We start from the raw sequence: 15,590 nt of genomic DNA on the forward strand, positions 1-15,590 counted from the left end.
TGGCGCTGAAGTGTTAGTCTCGAAAGCAACCGGGTAGTGGCGTTAGCGCATCTGGAATTATTTTCTTCCAGTTCTTGACATGCCTTTCGAACCAGTCCAGAATTGCGTCCATTCCTGATTCAGGAACACGAAAACCCCTTAGATTTCAAAGGGTTGGAAGCTAGATTAGAATCTTGTTTCCAGGTACGAGTTTACACGTTTGATGTTGCGCTACTGAACATCAGATGTTTGAGGCCGAATAGCAAAATGGTTATGCAGTGGATTGCAAATCCACCTACGCCGGTTCGATTCCGACTTCGGCCTCCACTACAAAAAACCCCGTAGATCAATGATTTACGGGGTTTTTTCTTGCCTGCGAAAAAGCCAAGTGTTCCGCAATTTTTTGGAGGTGTTCCGCAACTGAGGAATGCGGGAAGGGCTTATCCTACCTTGCAAGCCTTGCTTATCTCTAGTCGGAACGCTTAATCTGATGGCCAAACGCCACGGATCAGCGCCGGGTCAATTACCTCAAGGAAATTCAATGAATCTGAACATTGGCCAAGTCACACTCATCGACTTGCTAGGTATGCTTGATAGAAAAGAGCTAATAATTAACAGAAATTATCAGCGTGGTTCTGATATCTGGCCGGCGACTGCTCGTAGTTATTTCATTGATACTATTCTCCAAGACTTTCCATTTCCTAAAATTTATCTGTACCAGGCGTTTAATGCTGAAACAAAAAAGCCATACAAGGAACTAGTGGACGGTCAGCAGCGTGTTACAACGATACATGATTTTTATCTCAACAAATTTGCGCTAAGTAATAACTCTAAAAAATTCGCGGGTATGCGTTTTCGTGATCTGGATGAGGATACCCAGCGGGTGTTTCTGAGTTATCAGATTGAGCACTCGACAATCCTCTCAGGTACTCGGACAGAGCTGCTTGAAATGTTTAGACGAATGAACGCATACACAGCTCCTTTAAAAGAAGCAGAGAAACGTCATTCGACCTATCAAGGTGAATTCAAGTGGTTTGTTGCGTTGTATGCTGAAAATATGTATGCACCACTTTTAGAGGTTTTTGAGATTCTTACGGAAAAGCAAATTGCGCGTATGGCGGATGCTGAGTTCGTTTCTGATCTTGTTGTTGTTCTTGAAATGGGAATGCAGACTAAGCGCAATACTTATATTGAAAAGCTTTACCGCGAATATGATGATGTTTTTCCTCGGAAAGAGGAGTACTCAGCGGTGCTGACAGGTTTCTATAACGATGTTGTGACCTCGATGGCTGGTATTCGTGGATCTCACATAACGAAGTCTTATGTTATGCATTCTCTTTTTTGCGCATATGCAGCTATCAAATGTGGTTTTCCGGGAAGCGATGAGTTTGTGGAAAATCCTTCGAAGAATACCGTAATAGATTATGGCAGCGCTGTCCCTCGATTACTTGCGCTTGCAGATGCGCATGAAAATCAAGAGGACGAGGGGCCATTTAAGCAATATGTCGAAGCTTGTACGTCCAGTACCACTCAGCAAACGCAGAGGAAAATTAGAACGCACTATTTGGTCGACGCACTCTTGGGGTGATTATGAGTTTATATAGACTTAATAGTTGGTTTAATGGGCGCGTTAATAATTATAATAATAAGGTGGTTTATCTTCAGGGGCAGATTGGTGTATTGCCTGATTGGCAGCATCGCTATTTAACTGAGAGCCTTATTTCTGATGTTTGGCTGACTTGGTGCTGGTTTTCTCGACTGCTAATTCATAAGTCTCTACGTGGAACCAAAGCGAGAGATAATAGAGTTGTTGTAGGTAGAGTTGGTGATAATACTTGGCAGCGAATTGGTCATGAGTGCAGTAAGGCTGCGAAGTCTGAAAGTCATAGAGGGGCGTTGCCTTCTAACTTTTTGATGCGAAGGGAGCCGACTTGGGGTGATGTCGGGAGCCTAATAAAAATGATCACCGCATTGGCGCCTGCGAATCAAAGCCAGTTGCTTACCGCGTTTGGTCTCCCCTTGCAAGGGCCGAAACATATTCAGTTGGTGCGTAATTGCGCTGCTCACAAAACCGTAGAGAATTTACTGTCACTTCGCTCGGAATTTGCGTTGGTATACTCCATTCCAAGTATCGCTACTCCTGCTGAAATAGCATGGGCGCAGAAAATTGGAACAACAGAGCTCGCAATAGATTTGTGGTTGCACGAAATCAAAATTATTGCTGACGTCGCCACGGCATCTGCTTAATGTATTGGATGCATGAGGATAGATTGTCGTTACCTTGTCCAAGACGCTTCCATTGATTTGCTATTTTGTAGGTTTTACTATTTCTCCAACGCGCCGGTAGACTTTCTTCGTCATTTCCTGAGTCGAGTGCCCGAGCAACCGGCTCGCATGGGCAATGTCGTCGATTTCGCTGGCGGCTTTGGGGCGGATATCACGAAACTGGAATTGACGGATAGTCGCTGACAAATTCGTATCGCCGTCGGAACTGGCCTTAATCGCTGCTTTTTCTCGCGCTTCATCCCACCGATTGCGCAGCATCGCATAGCTCATCCGCAATCCGGCTTGGTTGGTTATCAGATTAGAGGTTTTGATACCGGCCATCGCTTTGCGATCGAGCAGCGCGTCCAGAAAGGCGCTGAGATCAGAGGCTGCGGTGCCATCGTGTAGGCGGATCCGCAGTCGTTTCTGGGTTTTGCCCTGGCCGACCATAAGGAAGCCATTGTTGATGTCGGTTACCGATGCTTTCAGCACGTCGGCTGGACGTTGACCTGTCAGGTAGGCTAGGTCCATAGCATCTTTGAGCTCGGGCGGTGCCTCGGCGTACACTGCATCCCACACGACTTCGCCGGCGTAGTAGTCCCGCGGTATCTCTTTGTTTCGGCGTAGGCCGAAACACGGGTTCGCCTTGTCAGTCATGCCCCATTCACGGGCGAAGGTGAACATCGTAGAAAGCAGTGCGATCTCCCGGTTAGCTCGCACCTTGGCCGTCCGGGCGTCACGGTACTGGGCAATAACCTGTGGTGTGATGGCATCAATGGGGGCGGACTCGAACGCTTTCCGTAGTTGCCTTAGGCCTTTTGTGTAATCTTCTTGGGTGCCTTGCTTGAGTTTTGGAATAACATTTGACTCATAGTCGTCGAACAACCGGCCCATCAAATGGGTGGATTTGGGTATGGCTTTGCGATCGAGGCGCGCCCATTCAATCTTGGCTTCGTCGAGGTCGCCGCCGAGAGGGATCTCGACACGGTTACCGTCTGCGTCCCTGCCGTTGTAGTAGTAACCCGTCCAGGTGGTACCGTTTTTTCTCTTGCGGGTGCGGCGGATCATCCGTGGCGGCAAATCCCGGTTGGTTGCTTTCTTCTGCCGCATTGTCAACCCACACGCGAAAGGTCAAGTGTCCAGGTCTCGGTCACGGCGTTGTTTGCCATAGGCTTGACGCCGGCCAGCTTTAGGCGGGCATAGACCCGACCGACAACAGGCCGCTGGGCGCCGGTCAACACGAACTCCCAATGATTACTGGTTAGCCACTGGCGCTGGTAGGACGGGATTTTGTAGCCTGTTATGGCCGTTAGCTCCTCTTCGGTCAACGTCTCGCTTTGAGTTGGCAACTGAGTTGGCGCACCGGAATTGTTCATGTTGGCACCTCGATTTTAAAGTTCATAAAATGCATTTGCTGCCACTCTTGGAACCTGTCCGTTGCCAAGGGCCTTAAGTCGGTCCATCCGATGGGCCACCCCATCAGCCACTCGACCCATTCCGGGTTCAGATGACCACCATCCGATGCCATTACTGCGTGATCCAGGCGATCGTTCGAGCGGTCGGCGCCGGACTTGCGAGTCAATGCGGCAAGGGAGGATCCCTTCGACATGCTGGCCACGGGCGTTGGCCACCTTCTGATTGGTGTCTTCTGCAATGAGCCAGATCCGGTCTCGCTGGTGGGGCGCTCCGAAATCAGCCGCTCCGATAACACCCCACCACGCGTCGTACCCCATTTCGGCAAGGTCACCGAGAACCACGGCAAGTCCTCTTCCCACAAGCAATGGTGAGTTCTCCAGCTCGATGTACCGCGGTCGTACCTCATCGGTAATTCGTGCCATTTGCCGCCACAGGCCGGAGCGAGATCCCGCGATCCCCAAGCCGTTACCTGCGGCCGAGATGTCCTGGCAAGGAAATCCCCCCGAAACCACGTCAACAAGGCCTCTCCATGGGCGCCCGTCAAAACTGCACACGTCAGACCAAATCGGGAAAGCCGGGAGCAGTCCATCGGTTTGTCGTTGCGCCAGAACCTGTGCGGCGTAGGCATCACGCTCAACGGCGCAGACGGTGCGCCATCCCAGTAGGTGGCCGCCGAGTATTCCTCCACCAGCGCCCGCGAAAAGAGCCAGCTCATTCACACGCGGCCCAACCGGCCGGCAGTTCGAACAGGATGATGTAGGTTTCAGTTTGCATGTGCTGTGTTCCTCACTGAGTGCATGTTGTTTGCCCTTGGGCGGCAGGGGGCTACCGTTGAATTCAGGCTGCCGCCTTCGTTGCTTGGGCATCGAGGTAGTCGGCCAGGTTGTGCAGGTACACCACCGGCTTTGCCCGGGTTGAGCAGTGCAGCCGCGTCACTATCAGCTGGATGCGACCGGCCTTAATTTCGCTCAACAGGTAGCGGTCGGTGCGGATATGCGTGAAGTACTGCTCCCGTACCGCCGTCAGTGATGGGCAGGGTGTGGCGAACTGTTTGCGGAGTTGGTCGAGGGTGTTGCTCACGCTGCATCCTCCCCGAACCCCTCCGAGCGAGGCCCCAGCTTCAGGCGGATCAATTCGGCCAGACCCTCTTTGCTTTTGCTCATGCCGGCGGCGCAGACGTGGCCCTTTTCGTCAGCTACAACGGCACCGAATGGATACTCCGGCGAGTTGGTAGGGGTGACATAGGCCACTTGCCCGTCTTGGATGACATTGTTTACGCATCGGAATACCTCGGCTAGGTCGGAGCTCAGTACCGGCATGCTTTCCAATAGCTGAACAGCCTCAGTCGAGGCGCCGATCATCGTGGCGCGGCTGATGACGCCGGGGCAGTTGAGGAATATCGGGATCAACTTCAGGGCGCCGAGGGCTTGGGTGTACGCGTTGGCTTGATTGGTTTTCATGCGACGGCGTCCTTGTTCGTGATGGTGATACCCAGTTTCTTGGCAAGCCATTGCACGCCGGCCTCGGTGACCATCACCACGGCGTAGTGCTTGTAGCGGTTGGTGGTGCCGATCTGGACGCTGCGCGGATCTGAAAACAAATGGCCGCCGCCACGGTGGTGGCTGACCAGGTCACAGCTTTGCGTCAGAACACGAAGGGCGCGCAGTTGGTCGCGGAACTTTCGGGGTTTGAGGCCGAGCACGGCGGTCGTTTCCTCCAGGGTGCGGTTCATGGCGCTGTCCTCAGGCTGGATCTGGCTTGTTGGCGACTTCTTGAATGAAGTCCCGCAGATGCAGGTGATTGGCTCTGTCATTGCGGCGCAGCTTGATCGTGTCTGTGCGCCCGGCCACATCGACATGAACGATGGTTAGTGCGGTAGTGAACTCCACAGTCAGTTCTGCCTGGATCGTTTGCTCTGGCTTAGATAAACCACACATGGCATCTCCGCCCACTTGGAGCATGTGGTGCAAGAGTTCCTGCCGAGCCAAGGGAATGGAGAACTTGTTCATGCGGCATCACCCCCTAATGGCTCGGTGGAGTTCGCATCCTGTTTCGCAGGTGCGAGGCGGCAGCCAGGGGTGACGATGACCAACAAACCGGTGTGCTTCTGAATGGCATCAACCGCTGCGGGGCTGGTACATGCTGCAGGGTGGAGGTACACCGGGCAGCGGGTGGTGCTGTGCTGTGTCGTTTGCATGTCTCGTGCTCTTTGGTGAGAAGGACAAATAAACGATACGTGTATTTTTGTATTTAGGTCAACGGTATTTTTTGTTTTTATGGTTCTTGACACAACAACCGGTATCTGACGAAAAGAAGACGAGGAATTTTTCTGACGGCTTTACCCCAAAATTTTCTAATTCGCTGTGTAAATGCTGCTTGGGAGAACGATACCCGGTAAATTCACATCTTCGGGAGATTGATCTAGGGACCCAAAATGGAAGATGTCGAGTACGGAGCTGTTTACCAGCTCACGGTCAAAGGAACTGGCTTCAATAATCCAGATGGTGCTAGCCGCGCGTCTATCATCAAGCGTTTCGTGGAGGAGGGGATGCCGGTGTTGTTGGTGCCGGAGCCACAGAACGCACAAGATCCTAACGCCATTGCAGTGTTCATCGAGGTTAAGAGGTGGTTTGTCACCTGGAAAAGCTATCAGATCGGATATTTGAGCGCGCACTGGGCGAAGAGTTTTAGCAAGCGCTTTGCGAAAGGAGGGCAAATCGAGGAGGCGTATGTGAGAAGTTACTTCGCACCAATGGATAGGACGTTTCCGAGAGTTTCAATTGAGGTTGTAGCAAGTTGGCCGCCTACCAAGAAGGCTATGGAGGACGCATAGCTAGAGGGTCTGGGGAAATTTTCCAGTGATAGGATTTCCCCCAGGCAGTGCGATTACCTCAGCACGGAATACCAAAAAACACGCCCGAGAATCTGAATGTTTTCGGCCTCAATATCTACTGCAGAATATTCTTCGTCTGAATACTCGTCACGATTCAGGCATCTCATCCTAAGTCCGCCCCGCGGCAAGCGATATAGCATCCTTACTCTCAATTGGTTGTCGTGATTGACTGCGAAGATATCGCCGTCCTTCACCGTAACGCGTCCTCTGTCTATTCCCACAGTGCTGCCATCAGGGATAACAGGATCCATCGAGTTACCGGAAACTCTTGCACAAACGATATCCGCCGCTTCTATCTCCATTTGGAGGAGTGTTGGCTTGTCGATTCCAAGCTTTACCGTGCCTCGTTGCTGAATCGCGGTACCGCCAGTTTCGTCTTGTACTTCCATGAGCAAGGGAACCTCTACTTCATCATCAAGTGGAGGTTTCTCATCCCATACCCGCACGGGCTCGACAATTAGCGATGCGTTGGCTTGATGTTTAGATGTCTCAGGTGCTACGCCGTACTGAAATGTTCCAGGCGACAGGGTTTCGATCACTATTCCCATTGGCAAATTGAGCACGTCGGCGATCACGGTAGCGTGTTTGGAAGATTGGGATTTCCCCTTCTCAAACGCGGCATAGGTCTGTTGCGTGAGCTTTTTCGGCGGCCTCAAGCGTTCGGTCACCCTTTTGGCGACATCTTCTTGAGTGAGGTTTAGCTCTTCTCGGCGTGCTTTGAATATCTGGGCGAGAGGGCTTGGTGTCGGGGAGAGATCATTCATTCAAGAAGGCTACAAAAACTTTTGTATTTCATCAAACGTAAAAACACGTTGGACGCTTACAAAAATTATTGTAAGCTCACGTCGTACTTTCCGTTTTGAGGTTGCTATGAGCATTTCTGACTCCATGCGAGAAGCCCTTGCTAAGGCGATAGAAGTTGCAGGTGGCCAGACCGCTTTCGCATTGCTGGTATCAACCGAAGATCGGCCGGTATCGCAGCAACTCGTTTCCTATTGGTTCAGAAAAGGTGAGTTGCCTGCTGAATTGGTTTTAAGGGTAGAACGGTTGACGGGAGTTGCACGTGACGTGTTACGTCCAGACGTCTTTCTGCTACCCGAAGACCTGAAAGCTGCTTGATAGGTGCTGGGACTGGGACCTCTCACCAAAGAATCCCCCAGCCCAGCTACGACGACACACAGCACATGCACATCGGTCGTGGTCTTAGGATAGGGCGTACCCTTTCTTATGGCTAGGCCGTAAACGGGGAATTTACGGTTATGAGTCGAACAGATCTTTTGCCGGACGCAGGTCCGGTCCTTCCTCTACGTCAGGCGATCTATCGCGCTGGTCGTGACTATAAGGGCGGAATCACCGCCCTTGCCTTTGAGATGGTGTTGGATAACGACACCCTTCAAAAGAAACTCAAGCTCGACGAAGAGCGTCGCTGGCTGAATCCTGATGAGCTTGAGGAGGTGATCAGGCTGACAGCCGATCCGCGCTTGCTCGACGCGCTCATGCGGCCGGCGGGTGCGGTTTGGTATCGCCCAGTACCGGTACCGGCAACACGCGATGCCTTGAAGGCCGTTGGTAAGCTGCTCGGCGAAACTGGTGAATTCGTGGCCGCAATGCACGATGGTGCTGCCGACAATGTCTGGGAGCTTCACGAAGTCCTCGATCTTGAAAAGCAGGGCATGGACGTGATCCGCGAAGTCCTCGGCATCATGGCGGGTGCCCGTCAGGCGATGGAGGATCGCATCCATGGCTGACGATATCGATCGCGCCAACGACCAGGCGCAATACCTGCTCGACGTTGCGCTTCAGCGCAGCCGCCGTGCGCCATCAAGCCGCATCAGCGCGCAGTTTTGTGCGGATTGCGACGAAGCTATCCCGTTGCTTCGACAGCAGACGATTGCAGGTTGCCAAACCTGCGTTGACTGTCAGGGGTTGCGGGAGGCTCGGCGATGAGTGAACCGGCCAAAGGAATAGCCATCGCCACATGGGCAAAGCGTTACATCAATACTTTCGACCTCGCCCTAGTGTCCATTGAGCCAGGTGAAAAAGTCCCAAAGGGTATGGGTTGGAACAAACCCGGCGGCTATTTCACTGATGCCGCCACGGCTGAAGCGTTCTGGCAACGAAACCCTACTCACAACCTCGGTGTTGTACTCGGACCGAGTCGTGTCTGCTCGTTGGATGTCGATGACGTTCAGTGGACGCGGCATGTGCTGTACGAACTGCTGGGCCTCGATCTGGATGCCATGGCGGTGGTGTATCCGACCATTGTCGGTAACCCTGCGCGTTTTCGGGTGTTGTTCAAGCTGCCGGAAGGCGTTGAGCTAACCCGGCATTCTTTATCTTGGCCGAATGAAAACGACCCTGATGGTTCGATTTTCAAAGGTTTGATGGATAAGGCCAAGGTTGCGAAAGAGCAGGGCGATGTTGCAGGGGAAGCCGCGGCGCGTGCCGAAGCCGATCCGTTCAAGCGCTTTACGGTGTTTGAGCTGCGTGCAGGCCTGGTGCAGGACGTATTCCCGCCGTCGATTCATCCGGGTACCGGCAAGCCTTACACCTGGAAAACCCCACCAAACGCCGCGGACGGGTTGCCGACGCTCACCAACGATCTGCTGAACATCTGGCAACACTGGGACATCTTCAAGCGTGATGCTGAGGCGGCGTGCCCGTGGGCGGTCAAGTCAACAGTACCGCCGGCGAAGGTCAACAAACGTCCTGCTCCTACGGCAGGTAAGCCTCCATCGGTAATTGATGAGTTCAATCGTTGCCACGACGTCTCAGAGCTTTTGCGTACCCACGGTTACATCAAACGGGGCAGCAAGTGGCTTTACCCGCAGAGCAGCACTGGCCTGCCGGGCGTGACAATCAGTGATGAGGGCAAAGTTTACTCGCACCACGGCGCCGATCCGCTCGCGAACGGGCATCAGAATGACGCCTTCGAGGTGTTCTGTTTGCTCGAGCACGGCGGTGACCAGTCGAAGGCGGTTAAGGACGCCGCGCGTATGTTGGGTATGCAGCATTCATCGCGGCCTGATCCGCGTGATCTTCCCCCGACCCCATCCGATGACACGAGCGAGCCGGGCTCGCCGAATGACGTCGCCAGCGAGGCTGCTTCGGCTCCTAATGGGGGCGCGGGGGAGGTGCTGACGCTCGATCACGTCCTTCGGCGTTTTGCATTGGTAGAAGGCACCACGCACGTGTGGGATTTCGACCAATCGCGGGTTATGAAAAAGTCGGCATTTGAAGCGCGTGTCGGTAAGCCTTTGGCGAAACAGTGGCTGGAGGACACCGAGCGTCGAAAGCTGATATCCGATGACCATGTGCGTGACATCGAACAGTCTCGACGCATGGCAGGCAAGAAAGGCGGTGCCTTCGGCATGCCGCCGACCGAGCGATACGTGTACATCGATGGCACGAAAGATGTTTGGGACCGCGAGAAAAAGCGGCGGGTAGCAGAGGGCGCCGTGAAGATGGCCCTGGGGGATACGTACCCGTTGTGGTTGAACAGTAGCGAGCGTCGGGTGGTCGATGTCGACCATATCGTCTTTGACCCGACAATGACCAAAGACCCGAACGTCTACATCAACACCTTCGATGGCCTGCCGCTTGAACCGATCAATGATGAAGCCGCCTGCGAAAACCTGCGCTGGCTGATTTCGTTCCTTTGCAACCATGATCAGGACGCCGCTCGGTGGTTGACGCGGTGGATGGCGTACCCGTTGCAACACCTCGGCGCCAAGATGGACACGGCTGTTCTGATGCACTCGATCATGGAGGGCTCTGGTAAAAGCCTGCTGTTCGCCGATGCGATGGGCATGCTTTACGGTCAGTACGCAGCCACCGTTGGACAGACCCAGCTTGAAAGTAACTTCAATGCCTGGCAAAGCCGGAAGCTCTGGTCGGTGTTTGAAGAGGTCGTCAGTCGCGATCAACGCTACAACCAGGTGGGCAAGATCAAACATTTGATCACCGGCAAGACGGTACGTATGGAATCGAAGTTCATCAATGGCTGGGAAGAAGCCAACCATATGAACGCGGTTTTCCTGAGCAACGAGATCATGCCGTGGCCCATCAGCGAAAGTGACCGGCGAATGCTGGTGATGTGGCCAGAGCTTACCCTGCCGGAAGACCGCCAGAAGGCTATCGGTCAGGAGCTGAAAAACGGCGGGGTAGCGGCTCTGTATGGCTGGTTGTTGTCGGTTGACCTCGGTGATTTTGACCAGCGCACTCGGCCACCGAGTACGGCGGCGCGTGAACGCCTGGTGGCGTTGAGTCGGGCCGGCTGGCAAACATTCCTCAACCTTTGGAAGTACGGCGAGCTGGGGCGCGATCTGTGGGGAGTATGCCTTTCGACCGACCTTTATTCGCTGTTCCTTGAATGGTGTCACCGCAACAAAGAGCACGTGATGAGCCAGACGAAGTTCTCGCTGTTCATCGGTTCTGAAGTGGACAAGACCCGATCTATCCCTTGGACCGAAGTCAGCAACAGGCGATTTGGTGCGTTTTTCTTTCCGAACGACCCCGGTGCTTCCCAGCCCCCATCACTGAAGGCGGCCGATCTGGGCAAGACGGTCACCAGCTGGCGCGCCCAGGCGAAGTTGGCCGGCTGGAACGTGGACAACTGGGAACACGTCAAGGCGGCTGCAGCATGAGTGCGCCTAAATGTGTGTTGGGTGTGTCGGGCGTGTGTCGAGTTGGTTTTTGGTACCCCACACAATTTCAGGCCTTTGTTTATGCGGCTTTCCGGCTGTTGTGCTGGGTGTGTTGGGTTTGTCGTCGCGCACGCGCATACGTGACGTTAATTGCATCGAAAATAAGGGCGGGATTTTTTCCTTATGCGAGGACCAATAAACCCAACAAACCCAACACACTCAACTCAAAGCTAATAAAGGTATTGATTTTAAAAGGATTGATTTGTGTTGGGTTTGTGTCAGGTTGCGGGTTTTCTGTGTTGGGTTCGGTTTTTCGGGGGGAAGGGCGATGATTGAGGAAATGGAAGTACTGTTGAAGCACTGGGGCGAGCAATGCCGTCTCAACGGCGAAAGCGGCGGCATGGGCAGCCCGATGGCAACGATCATGGAGTGGGGCGGATGCGCACCTCGCGGCACGCCTGGCTCGCGGATCATCCTCGGTGCTGGAGCTGGCCCTGATGGTGTTGCTCAAGAGATCACCGCCGCGTTGTCGGAGATCGCTCGGCAGGATGAGCGTGGTGAGCGGTTGCAGCGGTTGGCAGCCTTGCGTTATGGCGATGATCCGGCGCCGACTTGGCTTATGCAGTTGCACCTGCTGGGGTTAGAGTCGAGAGCGAAACAGACTTACTACGACCAGGTGCACCGCCTGCATGAGCGGCTGCTGGAGGTGCTGACCGAGCGTGCCGATGCCCGTAAGTGGCTTACCGCTGGTCGGGGCGTTTTGCCTCAAAGTCTCCTCAAAGTTGCGTCAAAGTTGCATCGAGCCGGATAACCGAAAATGCCCCCTTTTCGGTTCCGTACTCAGGGGGTAAAAAGTCACCACGATATGAAATTTGCGCCTTGGCGCTGACCTCGCACGTGCTGTGCAGCTTCACCCGGCCCACCCTGAGCCGGTCACCCTAACCCCGCTTCGGCGGGGTTTTTCATTTGTGCTGCGATCCTTATGCGGGTCGCCAGCCTTGCCCGAAACAGTAGGGCTTTTCTTCCGTCGCCGAGGAGGCAACGCATGTCGACTGAACAGGAGGTGCAGCAGTCGCTGGCCGATCTTCCTACCTGGCTGCTGATTCTGGTGGCGCTTGCGGGTTTAACCGGGGAGATGTGGCGCGCTGATGCGGCAGGGATGGCTGTGCCGGTGTTGATCAAACGGGTGCTGTTGCGCTTCGGCGCTTCGGCCGTATTTGGTCTAGCGACGGTAATGCTTGCCACTGCCTTGAGCTGTAGCCTGATGACGGCTGCAGCGATCGGCAGCGTCGTGGCTTGCCTCGGCGCCGATGTAGCCAGCGGGTTGTACGCTCGTTGGCTGGCAAAGAAGGCCGGCCTGTGCGAGGTCCCGCCGAGCAGTCAGCATGAGCAGTGATCGGCGAGGCAGCAGCACAGAGCGGGGTTATGGGTACAAGTGGCAGAAGTCTCGTGATGGTCATCTACGTCAGCATCCCTATTGCACCATGTGCTCGACTGATCAACGACCAGTGGCGGCGACGGTTGTCGACCACAAGATCGCGCCGAAGCTCAAGGACGCCAAGGACAGCGGCGATCCTGTTCGCATCAAAGCCGCATGGAAGTTGTTCTGGAGCCCGAAGAACTGGGCGAGCCTGTGCAAGTTCTGCCACGACTCGACGAAGCAGCGGATCGAGAGGAGCGGACGGCTCCCCGGCTGTCGTGATGACGGCCGACCGCTCGACCCGGGCCACCATTGGAACCGGTGACCGCCTGTCGGCGGCGCACCAAAAACGGGCGCGCCCATGGGCAGGGGGGGTGAAAAACTTCGCCCCGAATTCCTTCTAGACCGCTCGCCCCCCTCTCTTCGCAAAGTCGGGAAAAATGAGGGGAGGGGGGTATCAATAGGCAGGGATATTTATGGCCGGAAACGGAAACTCGGGTCGCCCTGGAAAACCAGCGGTGCTCAAACTTTTACAGGGAAATCGGGGCCGGGAAAATCTCGGTGACCTGCTGGCCGAAGCCACTTCCCCGGCGGTCCCCGTTGGGGCACCGCCGATGCCAGACGTCCTGTCGACAGAGGCGATAGCTGAATGGGAACAGTTGGTTCCCGCACTGATCGCCCTCGGTATCGTTTCGAACCTGGATTCGATGGCGCTGGCGACTTATTGCCAAGCCGCGGCTGACTGGCGCCGCTACCAGCGGCTGATCACCAAGCGCAACGCTGCATCCGATGACGAATTGGGTGGCGATATCCAGACCTTCAAAACCGGCGCGCAACAAATGCACGTCCTCCGCCAGCTGGCGAACGACGCCGAAAAGCGCGCCAACGCCGCCGGCGCTCAGTTTGGCCTGTCGCCAATGTCCCGGCGCAATCTGAAAACCACGCCGGCGCCGCAAGGTGAGCTATTCCCCAATGAGCAACGAGACGCCGCAGACAAATACTTCAGTTGATGATCGCGTCACCGCCTTTGCCCATGCCGTACTGGCCGGCGAAATTGTCGCCGGTCCCAACGTTCGCAACGCCTCTAAACGTCATCTGCGTGACCTCGAACACGGACCGGCTCGCGGGTTGGTTTGGGATCTGGCAAAAGCCAATCGTGCGATCGGCTTTTTCGAAGATGTGCTTTGCCTCAACGGCGGCGATTACGAAGGCATGCCTTTCCTGCTCGCTCCCTGGCAGGCATTCGTGGTCGGAAGTTTGTTTGGTTGGATGACCGTTGACGGTTATCGGCGTTTCCGATTGGGCTACATCGAGACTGGCAAGGGCTCTGGTAAAAGCCCACTGGTTGGTGGGATCGGCCTTTACGGGTTGGTTGCCGACGGTGAACAGCGCGCTGAAATCTATGCGGCGGCCACCAAGCGCGATCAGGCGATGATCTTGTTTCGCGATGCCGTGTCGATGGTGGACATGTCGGAAAAACTTCGCTCCCGACTCGTGCAGTCGGGGCGCGACGAAAAAGTCTGGAACCTGTTTTATCCGAACACCAATTCCTTCTTCAGGCCGATCAGTGCCGACGAAGGCAAGTCCGGCCCACGGCCCCACATTGGGCTGCTCGATGAAGTGCACGAGCACAAGAGCGCGGCCACTGTGAACATGATGCGCGCCGGTACCAAGAACCGCCGCAAAGCCATGGTGGTAATGATCACCAATAGTGGCTCCGACAAGAAGACGGTCTGCGGCCAGTACCACGATCTGGGCGTGCGGATCTGCGCGGCCATCGAAGATGACGACAGCTTCTTCGCCTTCATCTGCTCGCTGGATGAAGGTGACGACCCGTTCAAGGACGAAGCCTGCTGGGCCAAGGTCAACCCATCGCTCGACTACATCGCCGAAGGACAAAGCGATGGCATCCCCGGTCGCAAGTACTTGCGTGAGCAGGTCCAGTCGGCCCGAGGATTGCCGGCTCAGGAGTCGGTGGTGCGCCGTCTCAACTTCTGCGAGTGGACGCAAGCCGATGCCCCGTGGATTTCTTGGGGTGTTTGGAAGCAGGCCGAAGAACGTGTACCAATGCGGCTACTTCGCAACCGCCGATGCGTTGGCGGACTCGATCTAGCCAGCACCACGGACTTGACTGCATTTGTCCTGATCTTCTGGCCTGCCCCACACGATCCGCACTGGCGGCTGCTGCCGTACTTCTGGATCCCGGACGACGACCTGCAAGGGCGCGAAGATCGCGACAAGGTGCCCTACGCCATGTGGGTTAAAGATGGGCACCTTGAAACGACCCCGGGCCGGGCCATCAGCAAGCTGCATGTGCTGCGTCGCCTGGTCACGATCTCCGCGTACTTCGACGTTGAGCGCATTGCCTATGACCGGTGGCGCATTGAAGACCTGCTGCAGCTGATGTCCGAGTACGACATCGCGCTACCGGAAATGGTGGGCTTCGGCCAGGGCTACAAGGACATGGGGCCGGCGGTGGATGAGTTTGAACGCCGTCTGCTGGGCCTGGCCCCTGAGCAGGACGTAATCGATCTTGATCCCGATGACTGGGAGGTTATTGAAAGCGAGACAGTTGAAACCCTGCGTCACGACGGCAACCCGGTAATGACCTGGTGCGCCGGCAACGCGGTGATCGTTTCCGATCCAGCCAACAACCGAAAGGCCGACAAGGCCAAGGCGACCGGTCGGATCGACGGCATCGTCGCATCCATCATGGCCGTCGGAATCAGCAGCAAGGCTGCTGGGCCGAGTGGCAAATCCATCTACGACGAAGGGGCGGGTATATGAAATTGGTCATCCTTTCATGGCTGGCCGGTCTGCTGGGCTTCGGTCTGCTGGTGTACGGCGTGGCAATGATCAGTACGCCGGCTGCCTGCATCGTCGCAGGCCTAGGCTTGATGGCCTGGTCATTCCTTGCTGATCGCGCATCCGCCGCACTGAAAGCCAAATCCAAACCCCGAGGAGGTTGAGC

At 55.3% G+C, this 15,590-nt stretch carries 21 protein-coding genes and 1 tRNA gene; 14 read left to right on the forward strand and 8 right to left on the reverse strand.

Annotation, left to right across the window (positions count from 1 at the left end; all coding sequences use genetic code 11):
• The first annotated feature begins 232 nt into the window (after positions 1–232).
• The 3 genes from AC07VO_RS00400 to AC07VO_RS00410 all read left to right on the forward strand — a co-directional run bounded on the left by AC07VO_RS00400 (position 233) and on the right by AC07VO_RS00410 (position 2,226).
• Positions 233–306, forward strand: a tRNA-Cys gene (locus tag AC07VO_RS00400).
• 214 nt (positions 307–520) lie between these two features.
• Complete coding sequence (locus AC07VO_RS00405; protein WP_495007416.1) at positions 521–1,567, forward strand: DUF262 domain-containing protein; 1,047 nt, start codon at positions 521–523, stop codon at positions 1,565–1,567.
• 2 nt (positions 1,568–1,569) lie between these two features.
• Positions 1,570–2,226, forward strand: coding sequence for a hypothetical protein (locus AC07VO_RS00410; protein WP_495007417.1), 657 nt, complete (start codon positions 1,570–1,572; stop codon positions 2,224–2,226).
• A gap of 60 nt (positions 2,227–2,286) precedes the next feature.
• On the opposite strand, the gene AC07VO_RS00415 is transcribed toward AC07VO_RS00410, so the two are convergent.
• The 7 genes from AC07VO_RS00415 to AC07VO_RS00445 all read right to left on the reverse strand — a co-directional run bounded on the left by AC07VO_RS00415 (position 2,287) and on the right by AC07VO_RS00445 (position 5,669).
• Positions 2,287–3,354 carry a tyrosine-type recombinase/integrase gene (locus AC07VO_RS00415; protein WP_495007418.1) on the reverse strand — a complete coding sequence of 356 codons (1,068 nt, stop codon included), beginning with the start codon at positions 3,352–3,354 and terminating at the stop codon, positions 2,287–2,289.
• Positions 3,355–3,356: 2 nt separating this feature from the next.
• Entirely contained in the window at positions 3,357–3,620 is a 264-nt protein-coding gene (locus AC07VO_RS00420) for a DUF4224 domain-containing protein (protein WP_495007419.1), read from the reverse strand.
• 15 nt (positions 3,621–3,635) lie between these two features.
• Positions 3,636–4,379 (reverse strand): DNA cytosine methyltransferase, encoded by a 744-nt coding sequence (locus AC07VO_RS00425; protein ID WP_495007420.1) that lies wholly within the window; start codon positions 4,377–4,379, stop codon positions 3,636–3,638.
• 118 nt (positions 4,380–4,497) lie between these two features.
• Positions 4,498–4,740: a pyocin activator PrtN family protein gene (locus tag AC07VO_RS00430; RefSeq protein ID WP_495007421.1), complete on the reverse strand. Its 243-nt coding sequence runs from the start codon at positions 4,738–4,740 to the stop codon at positions 4,498–4,500.
• On the reverse strand, positions 4,737–5,120 hold the full coding sequence (locus AC07VO_RS00435) for a hypothetical protein (RefSeq protein WP_495007422.1): 384 nt from the start codon (positions 5,118–5,120) through the stop codon (positions 4,737–4,739). The genes AC07VO_RS00430 and AC07VO_RS00435 overlap by 4 nt, the downstream gene beginning before the upstream one ends.
• The gene (locus AC07VO_RS00440; protein WP_495007423.1) at positions 5,117–5,392 is read right to left on the reverse strand and encodes a hypothetical protein; all 276 of its coding nucleotides are present in this window, start codon (positions 5,390–5,392) and stop codon (positions 5,117–5,119) included. The genes AC07VO_RS00435 and AC07VO_RS00440 overlap by 4 nt, the downstream gene beginning before the upstream one ends.
• A 10-nt stretch (positions 5,393–5,402) precedes the next feature.
• A complete protein-coding gene (locus AC07VO_RS00445) occupies positions 5,403–5,669 on the reverse strand; it encodes a hypothetical protein (RefSeq protein ID WP_495007424.1) in 267 nt (88 codons plus the stop codon).
• 425 nt (positions 5,670–6,094) lie between these two features.
• Here AC07VO_RS00445 and AC07VO_RS00450 point away from each other — a divergent pair, with 425 nt between their 5' ends.
• Complete coding sequence (locus AC07VO_RS00450; protein WP_495007425.1) at positions 6,095–6,493, forward strand: HIRAN domain-containing protein; 399 nt, start codon at positions 6,095–6,097, stop codon at positions 6,491–6,493.
• Between the two features lie 53 nt (positions 6,494–6,546).
• Here the strand turns inward: AC07VO_RS00450 and AC07VO_RS00455 are convergent, their stop codons facing one another.
• Positions 6,547–7,317, reverse strand: a complete 771-nt coding sequence (locus tag AC07VO_RS00455) for a S24 family peptidase (protein ID WP_495007426.1) — start codon at positions 7,315–7,317, stop codon at positions 6,547–6,549.
• Between the two features lie 106 nt (positions 7,318–7,423).
• Here AC07VO_RS00455 and AC07VO_RS00460 point away from each other — a divergent pair, with 106 nt between their 5' ends.
• The 10 genes from AC07VO_RS00460 to AC07VO_RS00505 all read left to right on the forward strand — a co-directional run bounded on the left by AC07VO_RS00460 (position 7,424) and on the right by AC07VO_RS00505 (position 15,588).
• Positions 7,424–7,672, forward strand: a complete 249-nt coding sequence (locus tag AC07VO_RS00460; protein ID WP_495007427.1) for a transcriptional regulator — start codon at positions 7,424–7,426, stop codon at positions 7,670–7,672.
• 140 nt (positions 7,673–7,812) lie between these two features.
• Positions 7,813–8,301: a phage regulatory CII family protein gene (locus tag AC07VO_RS00465; protein ID WP_495007428.1), complete on the forward strand. Its 489-nt coding sequence runs from the start codon at positions 7,813–7,815 to the stop codon at positions 8,299–8,301.
• Entirely contained in the window at positions 8,294–8,500 is a 207-nt protein-coding gene (locus AC07VO_RS00470; protein WP_121103596.1) for a TraR/DksA C4-type zinc finger protein, read from the forward strand. The genes AC07VO_RS00465 and AC07VO_RS00470 overlap by 8 nt, the downstream gene beginning before the upstream one ends.
• Positions 8,497–11,199, forward strand: a complete 2,703-nt coding sequence (locus tag AC07VO_RS00475; protein ID WP_495007429.1) for a bifunctional DNA primase/polymerase — start codon at positions 8,497–8,499, stop codon at positions 11,197–11,199. Before AC07VO_RS00470 ends, AC07VO_RS00475 begins: the two co-directional genes overlap by 4 nt.
• 340 nt (positions 11,200–11,539) lie before the next feature.
• Complete coding sequence (locus AC07VO_RS00480) at positions 11,540–12,010, forward strand: hypothetical protein (protein WP_495007430.1); 471 nt, start codon at positions 11,540–11,542, stop codon at positions 12,008–12,010.
• 234 nt (positions 12,011–12,244) lie between these two features.
• The gene (locus tag AC07VO_RS00485) at positions 12,245–12,595 is read left to right on the forward strand and encodes a phage holin family protein (protein WP_237882082.1); all 351 of its coding nucleotides are present in this window, start codon (positions 12,245–12,247) and stop codon (positions 12,593–12,595) included.
• On the forward strand, positions 12,585–12,944 hold the full coding sequence (locus AC07VO_RS00490) for an HNH endonuclease (RefSeq protein WP_495007431.1): 360 nt from the start codon (positions 12,585–12,587) through the stop codon (positions 12,942–12,944). Before AC07VO_RS00485 ends, AC07VO_RS00490 begins: the two co-directional genes overlap by 11 nt.
• 193 nt (positions 12,945–13,137) lie before the next feature.
• Positions 13,138–13,629 (forward strand): phage terminase small subunit P27 family, encoded by a 492-nt coding sequence (locus AC07VO_RS00495; RefSeq protein WP_477810133.1) that lies wholly within the window; start codon positions 13,138–13,140, stop codon positions 13,627–13,629.
• A complete protein-coding gene (locus AC07VO_RS00500) occupies positions 13,592–15,406 on the forward strand; it encodes a terminase large subunit (RefSeq protein WP_495007432.1) in 1,815 nt (604 codons plus the stop codon). The genes AC07VO_RS00495 and AC07VO_RS00500 overlap by 38 nt, the downstream gene beginning before the upstream one ends.
• On the forward strand, positions 15,403–15,588 hold the full coding sequence (locus AC07VO_RS00505) for a hypothetical protein (protein ID WP_495007433.1): 186 nt from the start codon (positions 15,403–15,405) through the stop codon (positions 15,586–15,588). Before AC07VO_RS00500 ends, AC07VO_RS00505 begins: the two co-directional genes overlap by 4 nt.
• The last annotated feature ends 2 nt before the right edge of the window (positions 15,589–15,590 follow it).

It is taken from the genome of Pseudomonas sp. GW821-FHT03E01, assembly GCF_059420765.1.